Here is a 25001-nt window from a genome sequence, read left to right as displayed (position 1 = left end):
TGATGTTATTTTTTATAGATGATAGAATGAGAGCGCATTTCCTCCCATAATCTGATATTGTTCTGTTGTTGATAAGGTGCTGATAAAATCGGTTACGATTCCCTTTACCTCGTGGTATTCCGCAGCCACCAGGCATACGGGCCAATCGGAGCCATATACTAAACGATTTGCTCCAAAGGCTTCCAGCGCCACTTCCAGGAATGGTTTGAAGTGTGAAGGCTCCCACTGCTGCCAGTCGGCTTCTGTAACAAGGCCGCTTAACTTGCAGTATACGTGCGGCGACTGTGCAATACGGCGCATATGTGCGGCCCATGCCTGGAGTTCACCGGCTTTGATATCGGGCTTGGCCAGGTGATCAATGATCAGGGCCTGCTCCGGAAACTGCAATACAAATTCTTCTACAGCAGGTAACTGTTTCGGATATACGAGAATATCATAGGTGAACTGATGTTGTGCCAGTGCTTTCACACCACGGCAAAAATGTTCGCCCAGGATAAACCGGTTATCTTTTTCTCCCTGTACAATATGCCGGAATCCTTTCAACTTTGGATATGCGGTATATTGTTGCAGTTGTTCATGAATATTATCAGCACGAAGATCTACCCAACCCACTACTCCTTTAATGATCTCATGCTGGTCTGCCAGCGATAATAAAAAGGCGGTTTCATCCGGCGACTGGTCTGCCTGTACAGCAATGCAGCCATGAACACCATTTTGTTCAAGCACGGGTGTCAAATCTCCCGGTAAAAAATCCCGGCGGATCACCTGCATGGACTCATCGATCCAGGCATCGCGGACAGGCTCATATTGCCAGAAATGTTGGTGTGCGTCAATAACCATGTAAAAAAAATTACGAATTACAAATTACGAATTACAGCCTGTAGCGAAGATGAACGGGAAGATTACTTGCTATAACCTACCCACAACTCCGTAATTCGTAATTCGTAATTCGTAATTACCTTATAATGCAAAGATTTGATCCATAATAATCCACTTCTCTCCTTCTTTCGCTACCGGCAATGCCTGCTGGTATTTCCACATCAGCTGCTCCCATACCTTTACGGCCGGATTTGCGGCATCCATGGCATCTTTACGCTCAAAAGAGAAGGTATCGTCTACTTCCATAATCATAAACAGCCGGTTACCTGCACGATAAATATCCATCACGGTAATGCCGGCATCTGTGATGCTCTTTTTAATTTCAGCGGATACGTTGCGGTGATAGGCTTCATATTCACTAATCAGCTGCGGGTCATCTACCAGGTCTAATGCCAGACAATATCTTTTCATAATCCTTATTTATAAGCTACTGCTGTTTGTTTGGAAGTACCCAGGCCATCAATACCTAATTCAATCACATCGCCGGGTTTCACGAATACCTGCGGATTCATACCCAGCCCCACGCCTGCCGGTGTACCGGTAGAAATCACATCTCCCGGGAGCAGGGTCATAAACTGGCTCAGGTAAGACACTACAAATGGTACATTGAAGATGAAGTTAGACGTGTTACCATCCTGCATTTTCTGGCCATTAACGGTGAGCCATAAACGAAGATTATTTACATCAGCGATTTCATCTTTGGTAGCTAACCATGGACCCAGGGGAGCAAACGTATCGCAGCTCTTTCCTTTCACCCATTGTCCGCCTCTTTCGATCTGGAAGGCTCTTTCGCTGTAATCGTTGTGCAGGCAGTAACCAGCCACATAATCCAGTGCATCCTTTTCTTCCACGTAGCTGGTTTTCTTACCAATCACTACTGCCAGTTCCACTTCCCAGTCTGTTTTCTGGCTGTTACGTGGAATCACTACATCATCATTAGGACCTACCAGTGCGGAAGTACTTTTGAAGAATACAATAGGTTCTACCGGAATAGGTGCATTGGTTTCCTTCGCGTGATCTGCATAGTTCAAACCAATGCAGATAATTTTGGAAGGACGCTGCAGTGGTGGTCCCAGACGGGTACCGGCAGGTACCTGCGGGCATTCTTTAGCGTGTGCTGCCCACCATGTTGACAGGCGGTTGAGCCCATCGGTACCAAAGAATTTTTCGCCGAAATCTTCTCCAAATGCGCTTACATCAAACATGCCTGCATCTGTTACAACACCCGGTTTTTCTTCTCCCGGTAAACCAAACCTGATCAGTTTCATTTCAATATTTTTTGATTGTTATGCTTACTATAGTTCTTTCAATGCTTTTACCTGGAGCCTTCCATTTTCTACATGCAGGTCTATCACAGGTTCCACTTTATTGCCTGTTACAAAAGAGAAATACACGTGATCCTGTTCTGCTGTTGGCTTAATCACCGCTTTGGATCCTTTAGGAACAGGAATGGTCATGCTTTTATTAAACCCACCATATTCCACATACAGTTCCACATTGTCCGCAGCAGCGCCTGGTTTAATGTTGGCAATAAAGTCTGCCAGGATTTTTCCTGACTGGAAGCTCTTTTTATATTGCTGTACCATTTCACCGCTGGCAGCCACTTTACCCAGTCCCATAGAATCTTCCATGTAACTCCAGATACGTTTGTCGGGAGATGCAAACCATAATATTTTCAGGTCATTTTTATCACTGATAGAAGCGTGATAATAACGTGGCTGATGATTCGCTTTCATAACGCCTACATACGCACTATTGGGAGCATCCCAGAGTACCTTAAACAGATCTGCATCTGCAGCATCTTTCAACAGGCTTTGTTCAAAGGTCTTTTCTTTCTCCTGACCGTTTATTTTAAACTTAATGGTTACCTGTGAAGTATCCTTGTCGCGGTCCGTAATAGTAACGTCTATGGTACCTGCCGGAGTAGCCGGATGTACAGCGGCTTCCTCTTTGCCGGTAGTACCATTTACATTTTGATTTCCTGAGTTACAAGCAGATAATACGGCTATTGCAATGGCCAGCCCTATTCGGAATTGTTGCATGGTGTAAATAAAAATTAATGAATGAATATCTTGAAAGATACGGGTAATCGTCCGCACTTTAACACGGTCATTCTATTAATTATTGAGCCTGATAAATCCACCATCAATTGGATAATCGGTACCGGTAATAAATCCGGCCTCATCAGAGCACAGGAACAAGGCCAGATGTCCTACTTCCACCGGCTTTGCCATGCGGCCAATTGGTTGGGTTTTGCTCAGTTTTTCAAACATCTCTGCTTCTTTACCCGGATAGTTTTTGGCAATAAATCCATCTACAAATGGTGTATGCACTCTTGCAGGAGATACACAGTTGCAACGGATATTAGCACCCAGGTAATCTTTTGCTACAGACAAGGTCATCGTCAATACTGCTCCTTTACTCATGGAGTAAGCGAATCTATCTGGTATACCTACGCTGGAAGCAATAGAAGCCACGTTGAGGATTACCCCACCGCCCTGTGCTTTCATTTGTTGAATCACCGCGTACATACAGTTATAAGTACCTTTTACATTTACCTGGTATACCCGGTCGAAATCCTGTTCAGCAGTGTTTTCCAGGCTTCCCACGTGGGCGATGCCTGCGCAGTTCACCAATATATCCAGTTTTCCTGCTGCTTTTACAATACCATCCATCACGCTTTTCACGGCAGCCTGGTCGGCCACATTGCAGGCGTGTACGGTTGCCTGGCCACCAGCCGCCTTAATGTCGTCCGCTGTAGCTTTACCACCTTCCTCATTCAGTTCTATAATATGCACCTGTGCACCCTGTGAACCAAATGTCTTCGCTATTGCCTGTCCTATACCGCTACCACCACCTGTGATAACTGCCACTTTATTATCTAATCTGAACAGTTCCATCTTTAAAAATTTTAAGGGTTCTAAAATACCTATTAAAACGAGGTGATTGCAATCCTATTTTCACCGTATTCTGTACTTTCTTGCCTAATTTTCGCAAAATTCAATAACAAAGTGCGAATTTGGGCCTTTTTCCTGACTTTTAGCCCATGAGAATATTCGGGATCATCACTGGCCTGTGCGCCTTATTTTGCCAGGCAACCGCACAAAATATACCGCTTAATAAGTATGGACTGGCCGTATTAAGCAGCAAACAACAATATGACCAGCTGATCAAAGCAGACAGTAATCAACGGCTGGTAAACCTGGAACATTATATACCAGGCATCCGCAAAGATGTGCGGTATGCCACTACCAACAACTTCACGAAGCAACGGCTCTATACCAAAACAGATATCTACCTGCGGCTACCAGCCGCCAAAGCGCTGAAAGCCGTGCAGGAAGCACTGCGTAAAAAAGGCTATGGATTATTAATATACGATGCATATCGCCCCTATCACGTAACAGAAGCGATGTTTAAAATTGTTCCGAACGACCTGTATGCCGCCGATCCCAGGAAAGGATCAGGACATAACCGGGGAGTAGCCGTAGATCTGAGCATGGTACACCTCAAAACAAATCAGCCTGTAGCCATGCCCACCGACTTCGATGACTTCACCTTCAAAGCACATCAAAATTATAACCCTGCAGATCCGGTAGTAGCGGCCAATCGCAAACTACTACGCGACACCATGACGCAATTTGGGTTCAAAGGCAGCAGCACCGAATGGTGGCATTACTATTTGCCGGATTATAAGAGATATCCTTTAATGGATATATTTTTCTGAGCAGAAAGCATAAAGCGGAAAGCAAAAAGCGATTGAAGCGATTGACCAGAGCGGATATTATCATATTTAATCATTCGCCTTGATCAATCGCTTCAATCGCTTTTTGCTTTCCGCTTTATGCTTTCTGCTTCTTAATATATTTTATTCAGCGCATCCACATAAGCATGAACGGAGGCATTTACGATATCGGTGGAAATACCGAAACCATAGTAAGATTGCCCGTTATGCTTTACGCGCATGTTCACTTTGCTCACATCATCGCTACCACCGCGCATAGACTGAATATTAAATTCATCCAGTTCAATGTCATCGCTGATAATATTATGAATGGCGTTGATAGTAGCGTTTACAGGACCATTACCAGCAGCACTGGCTTCTCTTTCTTCCCCTTTGATGCGCAGTTTTACGGTAGCCATCGGACGCAGCGGATCACCACATACTACCTGCAATAAAGTTACCTTGATCGCATTTTCATCGTATGTTTTGGCGTCGCCATCGCCCATCAGTTCCAACAGGTCGGCATCGTTGATTTCTTTTTTGGTATCTGCCATCAGCAGGAAGCGTTGGTACACTTCATCTACGTTGATACGCTCCAGGTTATAACCCAGGCGGCTCAGGTGATGCTTCAATGCATGACGGCCGCTGCGGGCGGTCAGGATGATGGCGTTGGAGTTGATACCTACATCTTCCGGGTTCAGGATTTCGTAGTTCTCGCGGTGCTTCAGTACACCATCCTGGTGGATACCGGAGCTGTGTGCAAACGCGTTACGGCCAACAATTGCTTTGTTAGGTTGTACCGGCATGTGCATCATGGTTTCTACCAGGTTGCTGATTTCATAAATGCCTTTGGAATTGATCTGGGTATGATAGCCCATGGCATGATGCGTTTTCAGGATCATGGCCACTTCTTCCAAAGAAGTGTTACCAGCGCGTTCACCGATACCGTTGATGGTACATTCCACCTGGCGGGCACCGTTGATAATACCGGCAATGGTATTGGCAGTAGCCAATCCGAGGTCGTTATGACAGTGAACAGAAATGATGGCTTTGTCGATATTGGAGACGTGATCTACCAGGTACTTGATTTTAGCACCATATTGATCCGGGAGGCAATAACCGTTGGTGTCGGGAATGTTAACGGTGGTGGCACCAGCCGCAATCACCGCCTCGATCATTTGAGCGAGGTAAGCGTTATCTGCGCGGCCTGCATCTTCTGCATAAAATTCTACATCATCGGTAAATTTACGGGCATACTTAACAGCGGCTACAGCGCGCTCCAGTATTTCCTCACGGGTGCTGTTGAATTTATATTTGATGTGCATATCGGAAGATCCGATACCGGTATGAATACGGCTACGTTTCGCAAAACGGAGTGCATCAGCGGCTGCATCTATATCTTTATTATTGGCGCGGGTTAAAGCGCAAATTACCGGTTCCGTTACTGCTTTGGAAATTTCCACCACGCTCTGAAAATCGCCAGGGCTGGAAATGGGGAAACCTGCTTCTATAATATCTACGCCTAAGGCTTCGAGTTTCTTTGCTACTTCAATTTTTTCTACAGTAGTCAACTGACAGCCAGGGACCTGTTCTCCATCACGCAAGGTGGTATCAAAGACGTATACACGATTTTTATCCATGATAAGTGTAATAATTTTATGAATGATTAATTCAGATTCTCTAATACTTTAGCACCCATTGCATCGGTCCCCATAACGAAATCGTTCACAATGTGCTTGTTCGCAATATCCATTGTTCTGTAACCTTGTCTGAGCGTAGCTTCCACGGCTTTAATCACACGTTGGGATTCTGTTTTCAGACCAAAGGAAATATCCAGCATCAGGGCAGCAGATAAAATAGATGCCAGCGGATTGGCAATACCTTTACCGGCAATATCATGCGCAGATCCATGAATAGGCTCATAGAAGCCAATGCTGTCGCCTACAGACGCAGATGCCAGCATACCCATAGAACCCGCTATCTGGGAGGCTTCATCTGTAAGGATATCTCCAAACAGGTTGCCGGTAACTACTACGTCGAAACGTTTTGGATCTTTGATCAGCTGCATGGCAGCGTTGTCGATAAACATGTGTTCTGTTTCCACATCCGGGTAGTCTTTCGCTACTTCCTGCACCACTTCTCTCCAGAGGCGGCTGGCTTCCAGCACATTGGCTTTATCCACAGAGCAGAGTTTTTTACGGCGGGAACGTGCTGCTTCGTAAGCTTTACGGGCAATACGTTCTACCTCATAGCGGTGATAAATCATCAGGTCAGAAGCGGTGTTGCGGTCTGCTGTTCTGATTTTTTCACCGAAATATACATCACCGGTTAATTCGCGGAAGAAGAGAATATCTGCACCACGAAGTATTTCCGGTTTAATGCTGGACGCTTCCAGCAGTTCATCAAATAGCTTTATAGGGCGAAGATTGGCATACAATCCCAGTTCTTTCCTGATTTTCAGCAAGCCTTGTTCTGGTCTTACTTTCAGTGTAGGATCGTTGTCGTATTTAGCGTGACCAATGGCACCAAACAGGATTGCATCTGCATTCTTTGCTTTCTGTAGTGTTTCTTCAGGTAGCGGATCTCCGGTAGCTTCTATCGCAACGTGGCCCATGATACCTTCTTCGAAGGTGAAGGTGTGATGATAGTTTTTGGCTATTGTCATCAGCACTTTCTGGCCCCATGCGGTTACTTCCTGTCCGATTCCATCGCCGGGTATTACTAGTATTTTCTTCTCAACGCCCATATATAGTTTTAGTGTTTAGCTGTTTGTCCTTTTAACTATTAGCTGCCAGCGGTTAGCCTTTAGCAGTTAGTGATTATTAAAAATTAAATGGTCTGGTAGTTTCGTATTGTTCAATTTCCTTGCGGAGACTGAGCAGGTAATCAATATCGTCATAGCCGTTTAACAGGCAGGTTTTCTTATACTGGTTGATGTCGAAGCTTTCTTTTTCGCCGGTAGCCACTATTTTGATGAACTGGTTTTCCAGGTCTACTTCCAGTGCAGCTTTAGGATCAGCTTCGATGGCTTTGAAGATATTGTCCAGGAAGTTTTCAGACACCTGTATAGGGAGAATGAAGTTGTTGAGGGCGTTATTCTTGAAGATATCTGCAAAAAAACTACTCACTACTACTTTAAAACCTGCATCAGCAATGGCCCAGGCAGCATGTTCGCGGGAAGAGCCACAACCAAAGTTTTTACCGGCTACGAGGATTTTACCGCCATAGATCGGGTTGTTCATCACGAAATCTGCCTTCGGTTGATTATCCGCATCAAAGCGCCAATCACGAAACAAATTTTCTCCGAAGCCTTCCCTGGTAGTCGCTTTCAGGAAGCGCGCCGGGATGATCTGATCTGTATCTATATTTTCGATGGGTACAGGTACCGCAGGTGAAACGAGGTGTTCAAATATCTTACTCATGGTGAATTTTACAATTTAAATTTTCGTGGCAGCTACTCTTAAACGTACATAATCCGCATACAGCTCACCGTTTCTCATCAACCGAGGTGCCAGCTCCTGCTGCACCTGTTGCAATATGGCGGCTTTATCTTTTTCCGGTACGTTTGCAAAGAAGTGGCCACCAAACATTTCCAGCCAGTCGCTGATCCCTGTTGCCGGATCTGCCAGCCTGGAAGGCCGGTCAAAGAAATGCACACGGTCTATTTTGAATCCGGCCTTTTCCAGCAGGGTGGTATACTCTGCGGGAGAAGGGAAATACCAGAATGGTTCGTAGGTGTATCCGCGTTGTGACATCGCTCTTTCCAGTGCTGTCAGGATCTCCTGCACATTGCCTTTACCGCCCATTTCCAGTACCAGCCGGCCACCCTGTTTCAGGTGGGTATACATCCTTTCGATGGCTTGTTCTTTTTCACGAACCCAGTGCAGGGCTGCGTTGGAAAAGATGGCATCAAACTGTTGCGGTAAAGAGAAGCGGGTGGCGTCTCCTACTACAAAAGTCACTTCCGGAAAGTTGGCGCGGGCACTTTGTATCATAGCAGGAGAGGCATCCAGGCCGGTAACAATGGCGCCTTGCTGTGCCAGTTGCGCCGTTAGTTCGCCTGTACCGCAGCCTACGTCCAGTATGGTTTCTCCGGCTTGTGGTTGCAGCCAGGCATCCACCAGGCTGTTCCCATATTCAAACACGAAGGCGTGTTTCTCTTTATATAAATCGGCGTTCCATTGATCCATAGCTTTTAGCTTTTAGCTGCTAGCTTTTAGTGTTTCTTTTAATTGGTCTGCAATTCGCTGGCTAAAAGCTAAAGGCTAGTAGCTAACAGCTCCCTCACATCTGTTACTTTACCGGTAATGGCTGCTGCCGCTGCTGTGAGCGGGCTGGCCAGGAAGGTGCGGGCATTGGGTCCCTGGCGGCCTTCGAAGTTCCGGTTAGAAGTAGAGATGCAATACATGCCGGCTGGTATTTTATCTTCGTTCATGGCCAGGCAGGCAGAACAACCTGGTTCACGCAACTGGAAGCCAGCGGCGGCAAATATTTTATCAATGCCTTCTTCTATGGCCTGGGCTTCTACCTGTTTGGAACCGGGTACAATCCATACCACCACATCATCGGCTTTCTGTTTGCCTTTCACGAAGTCGGCCACGAGACGCAGGTCTTCGATACGGGAATTGGTACAGCTACCGATGAATACATAATCTACTTTCTTACCCAGCAAAGCGGCGCCAGGCTGGAGTTCCATGTATTCGAGCGATTTTTTGAAAGAAGGTCTTTCTTTTTCGTCCAGTTGTTCCAGGGCAGGAATATGGCGGGTAACGCCCATTCCCATACCCGGATTAGTGCCATAGGTTATCTGCGGCTCAATATCGGCCGCATCGAAAGTGAGTACTTTATCGAATTCGGCGTCCTGATCGGAGTACAGCGTTTTCCAGAAGGCGAGCGACTGATCCCAGTCGGCCCCTTTAGGTGCGAACTCACGTCCTTTGATGTATTCAAAGGTAGTTTCATCCGGCGCGATCAATCCGCCACGGGCACCCATTTCGATGCTCATGTTGCAGATGGTCATGCGGGCCTCCATGCTGAGACTGCGGATGGCTTCTCCTGCATATTCCACAAAGTAGCCGGTAGCACCGGAAGCGGATATTTTAGAGATAATATAAAGAATGATGTCTTTCGAGAGTACGCCCTTGCCCAGTTGCCCGTTCACTTCAATCTTCATGCGTTTGGGCTTGTATTGCAGGATACATTGGGTAGCCAGTACCTGTTCTACTTCGGAGGTACCGATTCCAAATGCTACTGCGCCAAAAGCGCCATGGGTGCTGGTATGGCTGTCGCCACATACAATGGTCATGCCCGGCAGGGTAATACCCAGTTCCGGTCCGATCACGTGCACAATGCCCTGGAACCGATGTCCCAGACCATACAGTTCTACCCCAAATTCGGCGGTATTTTTAGTGAGCATTTCTACCTGGTGGCGGCTCAATGCTTCTTTGATAGGCTGGTCCTGGTGTAGGGTAGGTACGTTGTGATCCGCGGTGGCCCTGGTTTTGGCAGGACGAAATACCGGGATATTCCGCTTACGCAGTCCGTCAAATGCCTGGGGGCTGGTTACCTCGTGAATAAAGTGTGTATTGATGTACACAGCATCGGGATGCCCCGGCTTACTCACCACGATGTGGCCATCCCAGATTTTATCAAATAACGTTTTTCCCATCCTTTTGCTTCCTTTTAGAATTATTTATACCTTCAAATCTAACGGTCATTAATTAATTGACATATCGTTAAATTTGCTTTAATTACAACCTTTAACAGCCTCCGATATACATTAACTTATTGTTTATCAGCATTTTATAAGACTTTAATAACGATGCCCAACAGTCAAAGTGACGCCTTATTCATATTAATAAAAACACTAACAAAAGCCGAAAAACGTAATTTTCAGCTGGCGTTTAATAAAAACAATACCAAAGAAGATGTACTATTCATCCAGCTTTTCAATACGCTGGACAAAATGAAAGAATACGATGAAGAGCAGATATTAAAGAAGATCACCGATATTAAAAAGCAACAGTTATCGAATGTAAAAGCACATCTTTACAAACACCTGTTGTCCAGCTTACGGCAGTTGTACAAGCAGAAAGATCCGCTGATCGACCTCCGCGAGCAACTGGATCATGCGCGGGTACTTTACAACAAAGGCCTCTACAACCAGAGCCTGAAGATCCTGGCCAAAGCCAAAAGCATGGCACTGGAGCAGGAAGAAGTAATGCTGACATATGAAATAGTGGAATTTGAAAAGCTGATAGAATCCCGTCATATTACCCGCAGCCTGGAAAACCGCGCAGAAGTATTAAGCGCTGAGTCCAGGCAAATAGAGCAACAGCTCACAAATATCAGTCGCCTTTCTACTTTGTCGCTACGTATGTACGGCCTGTACCTCAAGCTGGGACATGCCCGCAACGAGCGTGACGGGGAAATGGTGAAATCCTTTTTTGAAAGCCAGTTGCCGGCATTACAGCATGCGCACATGAGCTTTTATGAGAAAGTGTATATGTACCAGGCATCCAGCTGGTATTACTATATTTTGCAGGACTTCGTGATGTATTACCGCTACACCCAGAAATGGGTGGACCTGTTCCGCACCTATCCATCGTTACAACACACGGATATGGACCTGTACATCAAAGCCCAGCACAACCTGCTGACTGCACATTTTTATACCTCCAACTTCGAGAAATTTAAATCGGCCCTGCAGGACCTGGAAGAGTTTATACAGGAAAAACAGGATTACTTCCACGAGAATACCCGTACGTCAGCGTTTGTATATTTATACACCGCCAAAATCAACCGCTACTTCCTGGAAGGCACGTTCAGTCAGGGTTTGGCGATGGTACCGGAACTGGAAACCGAGATCAGTAACCACACCTTGAAAATAGATCAACACCGGGTGCTGGTATTTTATTATAAGATAGCCTGTTTGTACTTTGGTAGCGGAGATAACAGTAAAGCCATTGTATATCTTAATAAGATCATCAATTTAAAAATCGGTAACCTGCGGGCCGATATACAGTGCTTTGCCCGCATACTGCACCTGATTGCACACTATGAGCTGGAAAATTACAGCCTCGTGGAATACCTGATTAAATCGGTGTATCACTTTATCTCGAAGCACAAAGACCTGGGATTGGTGATGGAAGAAATTATGAAATTTTTGCGCCGTTATATTTATGCAAATCCGAAAGCATTGCGCAGTGCCTTCGCCGATCTGAAGAGCCGGCTGGAGCAGATTTCACAGGATCCTTATGAGCGCCGTTCCTTTCTTTACCTGGACATTATTTCCTGGCTGGAAAGTAAAATTGAAAGTATCCCTGTACAGGAAGTGATTCACCGGAAGTTTGTGAATAAAGAGAAGCGCATATAAATAGGTTTTTCCATCAATAAACGTCTATATTCGCGGACATAAAACAACTGAGCATATGTCTGCTAAAAAAGAGTACCATTTTATTGCTATCTCCGGAAGCCTCCGTAAAGGATCCTACAACACCATGGCGTTAAAAGCGCTGCAACAAATGGCGCCTTCTCATATCAAAATTGAGCAGGTACATTTTGACAATATTCCTTTTTATAATGCCGATTTACACACGGAACAATTACCCGGAGAGGTAGTGCCGCTGGTGAAGAAAATCAAGGAAGCCGATGGGGTTATCATTGTTTCTCCTGAATACAACTACTCTATTCCAGGTGCGCTGAAGAACTTTATAGACGTGGTTTCCAGGCACCCTGACAAACCATTCTCTGAAAAAGCAGTGGCTATCATGGGCGCGTCTCAGGGACAAATAGGTACTGCAAGAATGCAATATCATTTACGCCAGGTGATGGTATTCCTGAATGCTTATGTGGTGAATAAGCCAGAAATTATGATTGGTCATGCCCAACATAAGTTTGACGAATCAGGTAATCTGACTGATGAATTCCTGCTCACGCAATTCCCGCTGTTACTGGAATCGCTGGTGAGGCTGAGTGATAAAATGAGCTCAGGAAGTTGATTCTATGTACGGTTCGTACTGACGATATTTTTTAAAGAAGATGATGGCCGATGCTGCCTGTAACAACAGGATAGCCGGCCATTCATAATTTCCGAGCACCATGAATAATACGATGAAAGAAGTGAGCAGGGTGTACCTGACATGTACTTCCGGGTTCATTTTCGGGAAAAATAATAACACGCGGAATAAGATGAGCAACGACAAAGCAGTAGCAAATACGGTGATCAGTCCCATCGGGGAGCTTTTCGTATAGGCGTTAGCGGTAATGATGATCATCTCCGGTAAAAACATAATGATATATACGCCAATAAGTCGTGAATAATGCCTTAATAACGAGATGGGCAAATTTTCCATGAAGTTGAGATAAGTATCATCAAAGGCGCGGTGATGTACCATAAGTTGCATGTGTGTGAGCACACTCAGCATGACGCCGATCTGCAGTCCACGGAGATCAAAATATCCGCCCTGGCGCATGATGAGGAAAGTGAGCCATAGCACACCGGCGGAGAACAACTTGGTACTGACAATGCGGCGTGGAAAATTAGTAAGCAGTTCATAAATAAAAAACAGCACCGGTGGCTTGGTAAAATGCCGGTTGATCCATCGTTGCAGGTGACCGGTAAAAAAGATGACATCCGGCTGTGATAATTTTCTTTCATATAACGTTAACGGCCATATGCAATTCGCGATGTTCAATATCACTATACAAAGGGCCGATATATAATAATGTTGTTGTATGGCCACCAGCAGTGCAATACCGGCATATATCAGTACAGGCATATAAATAGCGGTGTGCAGCAGTAGCCAGATGCGGATACGCGCAGGTTTTTCAATACTGCCCATCGTGGGAAATAAGAAATCGTATCCCTGCAGGTTGAATGTTTTGAGGATAAACCCGCTACATTTCAGGGCGTAGGCGGTCCACAGCAGGAGGACCAGGATGAGGAAACTATAGTTACCTAAAAATCCGAGCATGAGTCCTTTGTGGTAAGCCAGCAGGTTACTACCATTTACCACCCCGAACAGACCGTAAAAGAGTACAAGGAAAAATCCGGTGTTCTCAATATAAAATCGTTGTGTGAATATCTTACTAAGTATAGCTGAAGTGGTACGCATATTAACTGAGCGTAATATTTTTATGAGCTACTTTCAGTGTGCCCGTTATCGTTAATTCTTCCGGATCCAGTGGCTGGTGGGAAGTGATACAGAAAGAAACGCCTTTGGCGCTATAGGTGCGGATCAGGTCATATAATACGGCCAGTGTCCGGGTATCAATGGTGATCAGGGGCTCATCCAGCAGGATGAGGGCCGGATTGCCTATGAAGGCCAGCAGCAGTGACAGTTTTTTGAGCATGCCGCTGGAGTAGCTGCTTACAGAGTTATTCACAAAGATATCCACACCCAGGCTTTCGCTGATTTCGCGGATGACGGCTTTATCTCCACCTTTTGTTTGCAGGTAGAGGTCGAGCAGATCGCGCCCGGTGAGGAAAGAGGGGTAAAGCGGCTCTGCTTCAGCATAATTGATCAGCCGGCGGAAGCGGACGGGGTGTTCCCGGCTGCTCACATTTCCCTGCAATACAATTTCTCCCTTAAAAGGGATCAAACCCGCCATCACCTTCATACAGGTGGTTTTGCCCGCGCCGTTTTCCCCCTGCAGCCAGTAGATGCCGGCAGGCAGCTCCAGCTGGGCAATATCCAGGATGGGGACATCCTGGTAGTTCTTTTTCACAGCACGAAGTGCGATCACGGGTGATGACATAATAATAGCTTGAAATGTAAATATGAAAAATTAACGCATATATAGATATAATAGCCCTGCTTTTTAACAAAAATTTTTCCTGCCCCTTTTTCGGCTGACCATCATGCGGTTAGACCTGACAGCAAAAAAATTATCATATATCGGGGTGTTTCCGCGGTTCTTTTTTCACATGGGAATGATATTACATATAGAGACGTTATTTACCCGTGAAACATGCTATGCCACTACAATTTGAGAATGTTCTATATCTTTTTCCACACCTGTTGAAAACTTAAAAGTGGTGCCCTAAACTGGATGCTTACATTTGTAATCCTGAGCGTATGGATTTTAGGATGCAGGAATGTTGAAATATGATTTGTGTGAGGAGATAAGTGTAGATTTCAGTATGCTGACCCCAGACAGAAAAACCAAAAACCTTCGACAGTACCCATAAAATAATTAACAGATGAGTAACGAGAATGAAATTCTTTTAAAAGAGAACAAGGATCGTTTTGTGTTATTGCCGATCAAATACCCTAAAATTTGGGAGCAATATAAAAAGCATGAAGCGAGTTTCTGGACAGCAGAAGAAATAGACTTAAGCAGTGACCTGAAGGATTGGGCAGGGTTGAATGACGGTGAGCGTCATTTCATCTCTCATGTGCTGGCATTTTTTGCCGCCAGTGATGGTATTGTAAATGAGAACCTGGCAGTAAACTTTATGAGTGAGGTACAGATTCCGGAAGCCCGTTGTTTTTACGGTTTCCAGATCATGATGGAAAATATCCACTCTGAAACATATGCTTTGCTGATCGACACTTATGTGAAAGATCCGGCAGAGAAAGATCGTTTATTCCACGCTATTGACACCGTGCCTGCGGTGAAAAAGAAAGCTGAATGGGCTTTGCGCTGGATCGAGAACGGCACTTTCGCAGAACGCCTGGTAGCCTTCGCCGCAGTAGAAGGTATTTTCTTCAGTGGCAGCTTCTGCTCTATTTTCTGGTTAAAGAAAAGAGGCCTGATGCCAGGTTTGACTTTCTCTAACGAGCTCATCAGTAGAGACGAAGGATTGCATTGCGAATTTGCCTGCCTGCTCTACAGCATGCTGGAAAATAAGCTGAGCCAGGAACAGGTACACACCATCATCCGTGATGCGGTATCTTATGAAAAAGAATTTATTACAGAAGCCCTGCCAGTTGGTTTGATTGGCATGAACGCTGACCTGATGTCGCAATACATTGAATTTGTGGCCGACAGATGGTTAGGTGAACTGGGCTACTCCAAGATATTTAATGCATCTAATCCATTTGACTTCATGGAAATGATTTCTTTACAGGGTAAGACCAATTTCTTTGAAAAACGTGTGGGCGATTACCAAAAATCCGGTGTTATGGGTGGCACTAAAGAATCACAGACATTCACCCTGGAAGAAGATTTTTAAATAGCGTTTAGCTGCTAGCTTTTAGCTACTGGTTAAATGCAGCGAACAAACAAAATTTACTAACCTCCTTTGGCTAATGGCTGACAGCTAATAGCTAAAAGCTAAATTCACAAACCCATGTTCGTAATTAAAAGAGATGGCAGAAAAGAAGCAGTGAAATTCGACAAAATCACTGCCCGTATTGAAAAACTTTGTTATGGTTTCAATACCGAATATGTTGATGCAATTGATGTAGCAAAGAAAGTAATACAAGGTTTGTATGATGGGGTAACCACCAGCGAACTCGACAACCTGGCTGCCGAAACAGCCGCTTCCCTCACGACCAAACACCCGGATTACGCCCTGCTGGCTTCCCGCATAGCAGTAAGCAATCTGCACAAAAATACCATTAAGTCGTTTTCTAAAACGATGAAGAAACTGTATGATTACATTGATCCTAAAACCGGTAAATCAGCTGCGTTATTGTCTGATGAAATCTGGGAGATCATTGAAAAAAATGCAGACATCCTGGATTCCAGCATTATCTACGACCGCGACTTCGCTTTTGATTACTTCGGTTTCAAAACCCTGGAGCGTTCTTACCTGCTGAAAACAGATGGTAAAATACAGGAACGCCCGCAGCACATGCTGATGCGCGTATCTGTAGGCATTCACAAAGAAGATATTGAGTCTGCCATCAAAACGTACAACCTGATGAGTGAGCGCTGGTTTACACATGCCACACCTACCCTCTTCAACGCAGGTACACCAAAACCACAGATGTCTTCCTGCTTCCTCCTCACCATGCAGGATGATAGCATAGAAGGTATCTACGACACACTGAAACAAACCGCTAAAATTTCCCAGAGCGCCGGCGGTATTGGATTAAGCATTCACAACATCCGCGCTACAGGTTCTTATATCAGCGGTACCAACGGTACTTCCAATGGTATCATCCCTATGCTGCGTGTATTCAATGATACCGCACGCTATGTAGACCAGGGTGGTGGTAAACGTAAAGGCGCTTTCGCTATTTACCTGGAACCATGGCATGCCGACATCTACGAATTCCTGGATCTGCGTAAGAACCACGGTAAAGAAGAGATGCGCGCCCGCGACCTGTTCTACGCCCTCTGGATGCCAGACCTGTTCATGAAACGTGTAGAAGCCAATGGTGAATGGTCATTGTTCTGCCCTCATGAAGCACCAGGACTGCACGAATGCTGGGGTGAAGAATTTGAAACCCTCTACGAACAATACGAGAAAGAAGGCCGTGCCCGCAAAACCATCAAAGCACAAGACCTCTGGTTCGCCATCCTCGATGCACAAATTGAAACCGGTAACCCATACCTGCTGTATAAAGATTCTGCCAACCGCAAATCCAACCAGCAAAACCTGGGTACCATCAAGAGTTCCAACCTGTGTACTGAAATCATCGAATACACCGATGCAGACGAAGTAGCCGTATGTAACCTGGCTTCTCTCGCCCTGCCACGCTTTGTTATCGACGGTAAATTTGACCACGATAAATTATACGAAGTTACTTACCAGGCTACGCTGAACCTGAATAAAATCATCGACAACAACTACTACCCTGTTGAAGAAGCGAGACGCAGTAACATGCGCCACCGCCCCGTAGGACTGGGAGTACAAGGTCTCGCCGATGCGTTTATCCTCATGCGTTATCCGTTTGAAAGCGACGAAGCGAAAAAACTGAACAGCGAAATATTTGAAACCATCTACTTCGCCAGCTTAAACGCTTCCAACGACCTCGCTAAAAAAGACGGTGCCTACGAAACCTTCCCAGGCTCTCCTGCTTCTAAAGGTATCCTGCAGTTTGATATGTGGGGCGTAACACCTTCTCCACGCTGGAACTGGGAAAAACTGAAAAAATCAATCGTAAAAGACGGTATCCGCAACTCCCTGCTGCTGGCACCAATGCCTACCGCTTCTACTTCCCAGATCCTCGGTAACAACGAGTGCTTTGAACCATACACTTCCAATATCTACACCCGTCGTGTATTGAGTGGTGAGTTTGTGATTGTAAACAAGCACCTGCTGAAAGACCTGGTAGAACTAGGCCTGTGGGACAATGATATGAAGACAAAGATTATTTCGCACAATGGCTCTATCCAGAACATTGCCGAAATACCAGCTAATATCAAAGAACTGTACAAAACAGTATGGGAAATCAAACAACGTAACCTGATTGACATGGCAGCCGATCGCGGTGCTTTCATCTGCCAGTCACAATCACTGAACCTGTTTGTTGACACGCCTACTAATGCCAAGCTGACCTCTATGCACTTTTACGCCTGGAAGAAAGGTTTGAAAACAGGTATGTATTATCTGCGTACACAAGCTGCCGCTCAAGCCGTACAATTTACGGTGGAAAAACAAGGTGGCCAGCAAATGCAACCAGTGGTGGCTGCCGGCAGCGGTGGTAACCAGGAAGAAGAGATTATTGTGGGTGCAGTTTGCACCATGGAAGAAGGTTGTGTTACATGTAGTGCATAAGGGTTTATGTAAGTATAAATGCGAATGCCCTCCGCAACAGCGGGGGGCATTTTTTTTGTGCGTAGTAGCCAGCCACTTCCATTTTAACAACCATCACCTGTTATTATAACTGCTATATAAATGCAGTATTCGCCCATTCCCCTTATCTATCCTTACTTTCCCCATTTTGAAATATTTTTCCTTTCCCACTACGTAGTATTTCTTTCACAAACGTATACTTATCTATCAGCCATATTAGCAGGAGAAATAGAATTACCGATCGTGTTCATTCCCGTTCCCGCGCACTGTGATCATAAAACAAATGCAATGAAAATATAGTCATTCTTCCAGATTTCCATTTCAGACGTGCAGTAGCAGTAGCAGTACCTGTCCCTTATGGAGCCCACAGATCAAAGACATCGACAGGAAATTGTTTACTACGGTACAGCCTATACGTTGTTTGAGTCAGCAATGGTATGGAAGGAACAACCAGGATCATTTCAATTCTCAATAAATTCCACTATGAACATGAAGAAAATCTGCTACACACTACTATTTACCATTTTTTACCTGGTGGCGTCGCAGGGAGTACGTGCCCAAACGTATACCTGGAACCAGGTCCGGTTAGGCGGCTCCGGCGCCCTTCCCAATTTTGTGGCACATCCGAAAGTGCCGGACCTTTATTTTATCACCACTGATGTTGGCACTCCTTACCGGTGGAATAAAGACCTGCAGCGGTGGGAACATCTGATGTTATATAAGAAGATGCCCGTCGAGTACTGGGGTTGGGAGTTTAGCCAACGTTGCGGCAGCATTGCCGTAGATCCCAACGATGCTACCGGTAACATCCTGTATGCTACGGTGGAACACGTAGCCGGTGCCAGTCCGGGTAAAGGTACCAGTGCCGGTACTATCATGAAGAGCACAGACCGGGGCGACACCTGGACAGATTTACATGTCCCCATTTTGGTCAATCCCAATGGCTCACAAACCTACGGGAATCGTATACAGGTAGATCCCTCCAACAGCAACCGCATATGGGTAGTAACAGACCAGAATGGCGCCTGGAAATCTGATGATGCCGGCGCCTCCTGGACACAGGTCAGCGCTATTACCACGCCAGGCAATTGCTCTTTGCTGTTGTTCGACAAAAGCGCGGGCACCTATGCCATCAATGGCGTAAACGTAACCAAACGTATTTATATCGGCCGCTCCAACGGCATATATGTATCCGACGATGGCGGTAGCTCTTTCACGTTAATGAGTAATACTCCCTTATACCCGGTCAGGGCAGCGATTCACGCCGATGGCACCCTGTATGTAACTGCCGGGGCAGAAGACCTGAAAAAGGGCGTATACAAGTATAAGAATGGCACCTGGCAAGAAATTACGCCTATCACGTTAGACCCCGATCCCAACAAAGGCGACCGGTATTTCACCAAAGTGGGCATCAATCCGGCTAATTCAAATCATATTATTGTAGGCGTTCGTGGCTCCTGGCAAAAAGATCCATATTTTATTTCAAAAGATGGCGGTACCCTCGGCTCTTATACTCCCGGAGTTATCCATAGCCGTGATAATTCAGAAGCGCCGCATTCCGCGAATGATGGCTTGTCGTATAATGATCCGGGACATAACACCTATGCATTTACCTGGGATCCCTTTTATCCCAACAGGGTATGGATCAACGATCTGACAGATATACTCTCTACAGATAACATCAACGATGCATCCCATGATTGGAAGATCCGTGTAACAGGGTTGGAAGAAGTGATGGTTACAGGTCCTATGCTGGCGCCTCCCAGCGGTAAAAATGCACTACTCACCGCTACTGCAGACGTGGGAGGTGGCTCCCACCGTTCCCTGACGGAGCCATTATTTCAGGGCGCGGTGTCCAATACTGCACTGCATAATAACGTTTTCAGTGCCTTCAATATGAACGGTGTAGCTTTCCAATATACCGATCCTGATTTTATAGTACGCTGCGGCTCCGATGGCGCCGGCACTTCAAACATCGCCGACTCCCGCTCAGGTTATTCTACTGATGGTGGCGATACCTATACCCTTTTTCCAAAATCACCGGGCTTACGCGGCCGCATGGCAGTATCTGCAGATCGCCGCAACATTGTATGGCTCACGCAAATGGACGGCAATAGCCTGGGCAACGTTTACTGGTCGTCTGACCTGGGTAGCAGCTGGACTAAATCCACCGGCCTTACTCCTGGCATTTTGCCGGCAGGTGGACAGTGGATGGTATATCCCGGAGAAAACCACCTGGCCTCAGATAAAGTAAATGGTAATTACTTCTATGTATGGGATCGCGGTTCCTTTTTTGTGAGCGCCGATGGTGGCAAATCATTCCAGAAAACGGATGCCACCGGTCTTACTGCCAATGGCGGTAATAACGCTGGCAATGGCTCCGCTTATGCCACCGCATCCAATATAGAAACAACACCCGGGAAAACGGGAGATGTTTGGATTGCTTACCATAATGAAGCCTATCCACAATTCGGCGGTCTTTATCACACTACAGATACCGGCAAAACATTCGTCAAAGTGGGTGGCGACAACTTTAAACCCAAATGGGTAGCCGTAACCATGTCCGACACCACACCTAATGCCCACCTGACATTGTTTGTTACCAGCCAGTCCGTTCCCATCAACGGTGTGTACTACGGCGCCTTCCGCTCAGATGATACCGCCCGCACCTGGACCACCATCTTAGACCGCCTGGCAGGCGTAGCACCGAGTATTGCCGCCGATAACAAAGGCAGAATGATTATTTCCGCACATGGCAATGGTATGTATTTCGGTGCGCCAGTAGCCGGCCCTGTGCAATCCGTGGAAATCATCAATCCTTCTTCAGATACTATTGTAAAAGGATATGCTATAAAATTGAATGCAAAGTTAACCCCAACTTATCCTACTAATCCATCCGTTACGTGGACGTCTTCTGATACGTCGATAGCGAAAGTCGATCCATTCGGAAATGTAAACGCCATCAATGCCGGTACAGTTACCATTACACTTACTTCCGTGGATGGTGGCAAAACCAGTTCACGACAACTGCTCGTTATTCTTCCCACCATATCTACCGGCATTACGGTAGACAGTGTAGTATTTGGTAGTATGAATACGCCTAAGCAGGTAGTCGTTTCCGTTATACCGGCCAATACCACTAATAAAGCCCTTAGCTGGTCGGTAGCTGATACCACCATTGCCCGGGTAGATGCCAGCGGCATTATAACCGGCCTGAAAACGGGCACTACTACCCTCACCATTACCGCAGCAGACGGAGGCTTTACCAAAACTGTGCAACTGGTGGTCAATACTACCGTAGTAGCTATTAATGCAGGTAGCACGGGCAACCCGGCAACACCGTATCAGAATACCGCTATTGGCCAGTTTGTACCGGAGGGCATTGCCGGCACTGATAAGCTATGGCACGCAGGATTTACGGGAAATGTAAAAATCACCGCTACCGTGGACCTAAGCCAGGTGACTGTACCTGCGCCACGGCAAGTGTATGAATACATGCGCATCTCCAGGGTGAATCAAACGCCCATGCGCTATTATTTCCGCAACCTGATTCCTAATGCCAACTATTCACTGCGATTGCATTTTATTGAACCTGTTGACGCAGATAAAGCCAACCGGGTATTTAGTGTAAAAACCAGCGGAGATAGTCTTATTAACTTCAACCCATATCAGGCGGCTGGTAACAAGCTAAATACGGTAGTAATACGTACGCTGGAAGCAAAAGCAGATAATCAGGGACTGATCACCGTATACTTTTATCCGAATGGCGTAACCAATGGTCCTTACAGTGCTTCTATTGCTGCACTCGAAGCCAATATTATTCCGTTGCAGGCCATCAGTATTTCTTCAGACAGCAGTAACTTATACGTTAGCTACAAAGACACGTTGAAGCTCACCACCACACCAGCCAATGCTACCAACCGGAACCTGATATATTCTTCTTCCAATGATTCCATTGCTTCAGTAGACCTGAATGGCATTGTAACCGGGAAAAGAGCAGGCACAGTCATTATTACAGCGAAATCCGCAGAAAGAGGCTTTATAGCTACCAAAACGTACAACGTTATCTATATACCTGTTACCGGTATCACATTAGATACCACTTCTGCCAATGTATTTGTGGGATACACGTTACAACTGAATGCCACCGTGAAGCCGGCGAAGGCCAGCAACAAAGGTGTCATCTGGACTTCTTCAGATACAACACTGGCAACTGTTAGCGGCAGCGGTTTTGTCAGCGGCCTTAAGCAAGGCGATGTAGTGATCAAAGCTACATCTGCAGATAATCCGGCAATTTCAGCACAAGCCAATATCCATGTGGCGAATGTACTGGCCACCGGTTTAACATTCCAGCCATCTCCTTTCATCATTGGAGAAAAAGACACCGTGCGGATAAAGATCTCTTTTATACCTGCCAATACTTCTATCAAAAAAGTTACCTGGAGCAGCTCTAATACTGCGTTAGCCACAGTGGACAGCAGCGGCCTGGTAACAGCAGTTAAACAAGGCTCGCTCACTATCACCGCTAATACGGTAGACAGCTCCGGCGTGTCCGTGGCAATACCTGTAACGGTGGTACCATTTGATTCCTGCGGCGGCATTCCTAACTATGGCTTTGAAAGTGGTCTTGTTAACTGGCTGTCGTTTAAAGATACAGCGCTTACACCAGGTGCGGTATATACCGTTAACGGCAAAGGCCACTCCGGCGATAAGGCCGCCACATTGGGTTACACCAATACCAAGACTGCCCTCAACCTGAAAAGTGCCATCCCTGTCAGAGGTGGTAGCATCATTGTATTTACGCAATGGATTAAAGTAGAAAAAGACGCCAATGGCTATCCGTGGTGGGCAGGATATGGTGTTGGTTTTATTGATAGCCTCGGTAACGCCACCGGTAATGCGTCTTATTCAAAAGATGTATTTAATGTACCTGCCTACCTCGATAACTGGGCACAGATCAGGGATACTATCAATGTACCGGATAGTGCCACCGGCCTCACTTACTGGATTGCTAAATTAGGCCCTGGCACTGTATGGGTAGATGATTATTGCATAGAAGTATTAAAGACCAATAAATCGGCTGTTTTAGGCATCAATGCGGGTACTACGTTAACGCCTCCTGGTCCATATGCCAATACTACTTTTGCACAGTATGTTCCGGAAGGTCCTACGGGCACGGATAAACTGTGGCATGCCGGTTATACCTGGGTATTGAAAGTAGATGGCCCGGTAGATGTATCTCACGTGGCAGATCCTGCACCGCCACAGGTATACGAGTATCTGCGCATGTTCAAAGATAACGTTACCCAAATGCGTTATTATCTCCGGAATCTCTCACCTAACACGGTTTATTCCATCCGCATGCACTTCCTGGAATTCCAGGATGCACAGAAAAACAACCGCACATTCAGTGTGAAAGCCTCCAATGGACTGGACAGCCTGACAGACTTTAATATTTACCAGGCTGCAGGTAACAAACTAAATACGGTCGTTATAAAAACTATCCGGGCAAAAACAGATAATAACGGGTTGATACAGGTATGGTTCTATCCTAAAAAGGGACTGTATGATCCTTACAGTGGCGCTATTGCGGCCATTGAAGTGCGCAACACCTCCCCGGGAGATACGCTGCAAAGTTTGAGTCAAACTTCCAACACCATGATGCTGGCCGACAATAAATCAAACAAGCAAAGTAAGATAGATTTTACCACCGCCATATATCCCAATCCTTCGAGCAGCGCGTTTAATGTGAAAGTAACCGCTACCTCGAAAGCCCCGGCGCTACTGACGATTTTTAATAATGCAGGTAATGTTGTTTATACCACCAAAATAAGCAGCAGCACCAACTACCAGGTAGGACAAAACCTGGCACCGGGTATTTACTATATCCGTATCAGTCAGGGTACACAAATCAAAACGATGAAAGTGGTGAAGCAATAGAAAGAATTACGGATTTGTGAGAATATAGTAAAAGCGAGGATGATCCTCGCTTTTACTATATTCTCACAAATCCGTAATCCGTAATTTACTCCAGGTCTTCCGCCTTAAAGCCCCATTCCGTTAATAGGGTATTGTAGCGATCATCCGGCAGGCTTTGTTGCTGATAATGTCCGGCGATAGTTTTCTGGCGCATGGCTTCATAAATACTGACGGCGCATGCAACCGAGATATTGAGAGAACGGATAATGCCCATTTGCGGGATAATAAAATTCCCGTCAGCCATAGCCCGCGCTGCCTCACTCACCCCATTCTGTTCATTGCCAAAAACCAATGCAACAGATCCTTTAAAGTCAATATCATATAAACTCACCGCATCTGCTGCCAGATGTGTGGTCAGTATCTTATCGTAATGCTTACGCAACTCCGTAAAACAATCTGCTGCATTATCAAATTCATGGATGGTCAGCCATTGTTTGGCGCTGCTGCTGCTCCGGTGTCCCCAGTTCTTATCCCGGGGTGGTTTTGAGGTGATAATATAAACATCCTGCATCCCCACGGCATCGCATGTACGCATTACGGCGGCTACATTGTGGGGGTCCTGTACATCTTCCAGCACCACTGTTAAATTGACCTGCCGTTTCTTTAATACCGACAATAGTCGTTCCCTTCTTTCTGGTGTCATGGTGCAAAAGTAACAAAAGCAGATGTATTTTGCCTTCAGGCAGGATGATTGAGATTTTGTCCCTTTCTCCTTATCTTCACCGCAAA

Annotated in this window: 19 protein-coding genes; 6 read left to right on the top strand and 13 right to left on the bottom strand. The window is 45.9% G+C overall.

Annotation, left to right across the window (positions count from 1 at the left end):
- Positions 1–12: 12 nt before the first annotated feature.
- From J7623_RS30885 to J7623_RS30865, 5 genes are all read right to left on the bottom strand, one after another.
- A complete protein-coding gene (locus tag J7623_RS30885; protein ID WP_291928982.1) occupies positions 13–840 on the bottom strand; it encodes an amidohydrolase family protein in 828 nt (275 codons plus the stop codon).
- Between the two features lie 120 nt (positions 841–960).
- Positions 961–1290, bottom strand: coding sequence for an L-rhamnose mutarotase (locus J7623_RS30880; protein WP_291928980.1), 330 nt, complete (start codon positions 1288–1290; stop codon positions 961–963).
- A gap of 5 nt (positions 1291–1295) precedes the next feature.
- On the bottom strand, positions 1296–2147 hold the full coding sequence (locus J7623_RS30875; protein WP_291928978.1) for a fumarylacetoacetate hydrolase family protein: 852 nt from the start codon (positions 2145–2147) through the stop codon (positions 1296–1298).
- 27 nt (positions 2148–2174) lie between these two features.
- The gene (locus J7623_RS30870; RefSeq protein ID WP_291928976.1) at positions 2175–2921 is read right to left on the bottom strand and encodes a hypothetical protein; all 747 of its coding nucleotides are present in this window, start codon (positions 2919–2921) and stop codon (positions 2175–2177) included.
- Between the two features lie 75 nt (positions 2922–2996).
- A complete protein-coding gene (locus J7623_RS30865) occupies positions 2997–3779 on the bottom strand; it encodes a glucose 1-dehydrogenase (protein ID WP_291928973.1) in 783 nt (260 codons plus the stop codon).
- A 146-nt stretch (positions 3780–3925) separates the two neighbouring features.
- On the opposite strand from J7623_RS30865, the gene J7623_RS30860 reads away from it, so the two are divergent.
- On the top strand, positions 3926–4603 hold the full coding sequence (locus tag J7623_RS30860; RefSeq protein WP_291928970.1) for a M15 family metallopeptidase: 678 nt from the start codon (positions 3926–3928) through the stop codon (positions 4601–4603).
- A 131-nt stretch (positions 4604–4734) separates the two neighbouring features.
- On the opposite strand, the gene J7623_RS30855 is transcribed toward J7623_RS30860, so the two are convergent.
- The 5 genes from J7623_RS30855 to leuC all read right to left on the bottom strand — a co-directional run bounded on the left by J7623_RS30855 (position 4735) and on the right by leuC (position 10268).
- Positions 4735–6240 (bottom strand): 2-isopropylmalate synthase, encoded by a 1506-nt coding sequence (locus J7623_RS30855; protein ID WP_291928968.1) that lies wholly within the window; start codon positions 6238–6240, stop codon positions 4735–4737.
- 26 nt (positions 6241–6266) lie between these two features.
- Positions 6267–7346, bottom strand: a complete 1080-nt coding sequence (leuB, locus tag J7623_RS30850) for a 3-isopropylmalate dehydrogenase (protein WP_291928965.1) — start codon at positions 7344–7346, stop codon at positions 6267–6269.
- 76 nt (positions 7347–7422) lie between these two features.
- Entirely contained in the window at positions 7423–8022 is a 600-nt protein-coding gene (gene leuD, locus J7623_RS30845) for a 3-isopropylmalate dehydratase small subunit (RefSeq protein WP_291928962.1), read from the bottom strand.
- A gap of 15 nt (positions 8023–8037) precedes the next feature.
- The gene (locus J7623_RS30840) at positions 8038–8790 is read right to left on the bottom strand and encodes a class I SAM-dependent methyltransferase (protein WP_291928959.1); all 753 of its coding nucleotides are present in this window, start codon (positions 8788–8790) and stop codon (positions 8038–8040) included.
- A gap of 68 nt (positions 8791–8858) precedes the next feature.
- Positions 8859–10268, bottom strand: a complete 1410-nt coding sequence (leuC, locus tag J7623_RS30835) for a 3-isopropylmalate dehydratase large subunit (protein WP_291928956.1) — start codon at positions 10266–10268, stop codon at positions 8859–8861.
- A gap of 153 nt (positions 10269–10421) precedes the next feature.
- On the opposite strand from leuC, the gene J7623_RS30830 reads away from it, so the two are divergent.
- On the top strand, positions 10422–11975 hold the full coding sequence (locus J7623_RS30830) for a hypothetical protein (RefSeq protein WP_291928954.1): 1554 nt from the start codon (positions 10422–10424) through the stop codon (positions 11973–11975).
- 55 nt (positions 11976–12030) lie between these two features.
- Positions 12031–12600, top strand: a complete 570-nt coding sequence (locus tag J7623_RS30825; RefSeq protein ID WP_291928951.1) for an NAD(P)H-dependent oxidoreductase — start codon at positions 12031–12033, stop codon at positions 12598–12600.
- Here J7623_RS30825 and J7623_RS30820 read toward each other — a convergent pair.
- On the bottom strand, positions 12589–13716 hold the full coding sequence (locus tag J7623_RS30820; RefSeq protein WP_291928948.1) for a hypothetical protein: 1128 nt from the start codon (positions 13714–13716) through the stop codon (positions 12589–12591). The two genes, J7623_RS30825 and J7623_RS30820, sit on opposite strands and share 12 nt — an antisense overlap.
- A 1-nt stretch (position 13717) precedes the next feature.
- Positions 13718–14359 carry an ATP-binding cassette domain-containing protein gene (locus J7623_RS30815; protein ID WP_291928946.1) on the bottom strand — a complete coding sequence of 214 codons (642 nt, stop codon included), beginning with the start codon at positions 14357–14359 and terminating at the stop codon, positions 13718–13720.
- Positions 14360–14804: 445 nt separating this feature from the next.
- Here J7623_RS30815 and J7623_RS30810 point away from each other — a divergent pair, with 445 nt between their 5' ends.
- From J7623_RS30810 to J7623_RS30800, 3 genes are all read left to right on the top strand, one after another.
- Positions 14805–15779 (top strand): ribonucleoside-diphosphate reductase small subunit, encoded by a 975-nt coding sequence (locus J7623_RS30810; protein WP_291928942.1) that lies wholly within the window; start codon positions 14805–14807, stop codon positions 15777–15779.
- A 117-nt stretch (positions 15780–15896) separates the two neighbouring features.
- Complete coding sequence (locus tag J7623_RS30805) at positions 15897–18275, top strand: ribonucleoside-diphosphate reductase subunit alpha (protein WP_291928939.1); 2379 nt, start codon at positions 15897–15899, stop codon at positions 18273–18275.
- 507 nt (positions 18276–18782) lie between these two features.
- Positions 18783–24233 carry an Ig-like domain-containing protein gene (locus J7623_RS30800; protein WP_291928936.1) on the top strand — a complete coding sequence of 1817 codons (5451 nt, stop codon included), beginning with the start codon at positions 18783–18785 and terminating at the stop codon, positions 24231–24233.
- Positions 24234–24318: 85 nt separating this feature from the next.
- Here the strand turns inward: J7623_RS30800 and J7623_RS30795 are convergent, their stop codons facing one another.
- Positions 24319–24915, bottom strand: a complete 597-nt coding sequence (locus J7623_RS30795) for an RNA methyltransferase (RefSeq protein WP_291928933.1) — start codon at positions 24913–24915, stop codon at positions 24319–24321.
- Between the last annotated feature and the right edge of the window lie 86 nt (positions 24916–25001).

The sequence above is a fragment of the Chitinophaga sp. genome (assembly GCF_017745275.1).
Lineage (GTDB): Bacteria > Bacteroidota > Bacteroidia > Chitinophagales > Chitinophagaceae > Chitinophaga.
This window is presented reverse-complemented; position numbering and strand designations above follow the sequence as displayed.

Coding starts and splice junctions, on each gene's coding strand:
- J7623_RS30825 (WP_291928951.1), top strand. CDS start 12,031: ATGTCTGCTAAAAAAGAGTACCATTTTATTGCTATCTCCGGAAGCCTC.
- J7623_RS30795 (WP_291928933.1), bottom strand. CDS start 24,915: ATGACACCAGAAAGAAGGGAACGACTATTGTCGGTATTAAAGAAACGG.
- J7623_RS30805 (WP_291928939.1), top strand. CDS start 15,897: ATGTTCGTAATTAAAAGAGATGGCAGAAAAGAAGCAGTGAAATTCGAC.
- J7623_RS30855 (WP_291928968.1), bottom strand. CDS start 6,240: ATGGATAAAAATCGTGTATACGTCTTTGATACCACCTTGCGTGATGGA.
- leuB (WP_291928965.1), bottom strand. CDS start 7,346: ATGGGCGTTGAGAAGAAAATACTAGTAATACCCGGCGATGGAATCGGA.
- J7623_RS30815 (WP_291928946.1), bottom strand. CDS start 14,359: ATGTCATCACCCGTGATCGCACTTCGTGCTGTGAAAAAGAACTACCAG.
- leuC (WP_291928956.1), bottom strand. CDS start 10,268: ATGGGAAAAACGTTATTTGATAAAATCTGGGATGGCCACATCGTGGTG.
- J7623_RS30840 (WP_291928959.1), bottom strand. CDS start 8,790: ATGGATCAATGGAACGCCGATTTATATAAAGAGAAACACGCCTTCGTG.
- leuD (WP_291928962.1), bottom strand. CDS start 8,022: ATGAGTAAGATATTTGAACACCTCGTTTCACCTGCGGTACCTGTACCC.
- J7623_RS30830 (WP_291928954.1), top strand. CDS start 10,422: ATGCCCAACAGTCAAAGTGACGCCTTATTCATATTAATAAAAACACTA.
- J7623_RS30810 (WP_291928942.1), top strand. CDS start 14,805: ATGAGTAACGAGAATGAAATTCTTTTAAAAGAGAACAAGGATCGTTTT.
- J7623_RS30875 (WP_291928978.1), bottom strand. CDS start 2,147: ATGAAACTGATCAGGTTTGGTTTACCGGGAGAAGAAAAACCGGGTGTT.
- J7623_RS30865 (WP_291928973.1), bottom strand. CDS start 3,779: ATGGAACTGTTCAGATTAGATAATAAAGTGGCAGTTATCACAGGTGGT.
- J7623_RS30860 (WP_291928970.1), top strand. CDS start 3,926: ATGAGAATATTCGGGATCATCACTGGCCTGTGCGCCTTATTTTGCCAG.
- J7623_RS30870 (WP_291928976.1), bottom strand. CDS start 2,921: ATGCAACAATTCCGAATAGGGCTGGCCATTGCAATAGCCGTATTATCT.
- J7623_RS30885 (WP_291928982.1), bottom strand. CDS start 840: ATGGTTATTGACGCACACCAACATTTCTGGCAATATGAGCCTGTCCGC.
- J7623_RS30880 (WP_291928980.1), bottom strand. CDS start 1,290: ATGAAAAGATATTGTCTGGCATTAGACCTGGTAGATGACCCGCAGCTG.
- J7623_RS30800 (WP_291928936.1), top strand. CDS start 18,783: ATGAAGAAAATCTGCTACACACTACTATTTACCATTTTTTACCTGGTG.
- J7623_RS30820 (WP_291928948.1), bottom strand. CDS start 13,716: ATGCGTACCACTTCAGCTATACTTAGTAAGATATTCACACAACGATTT.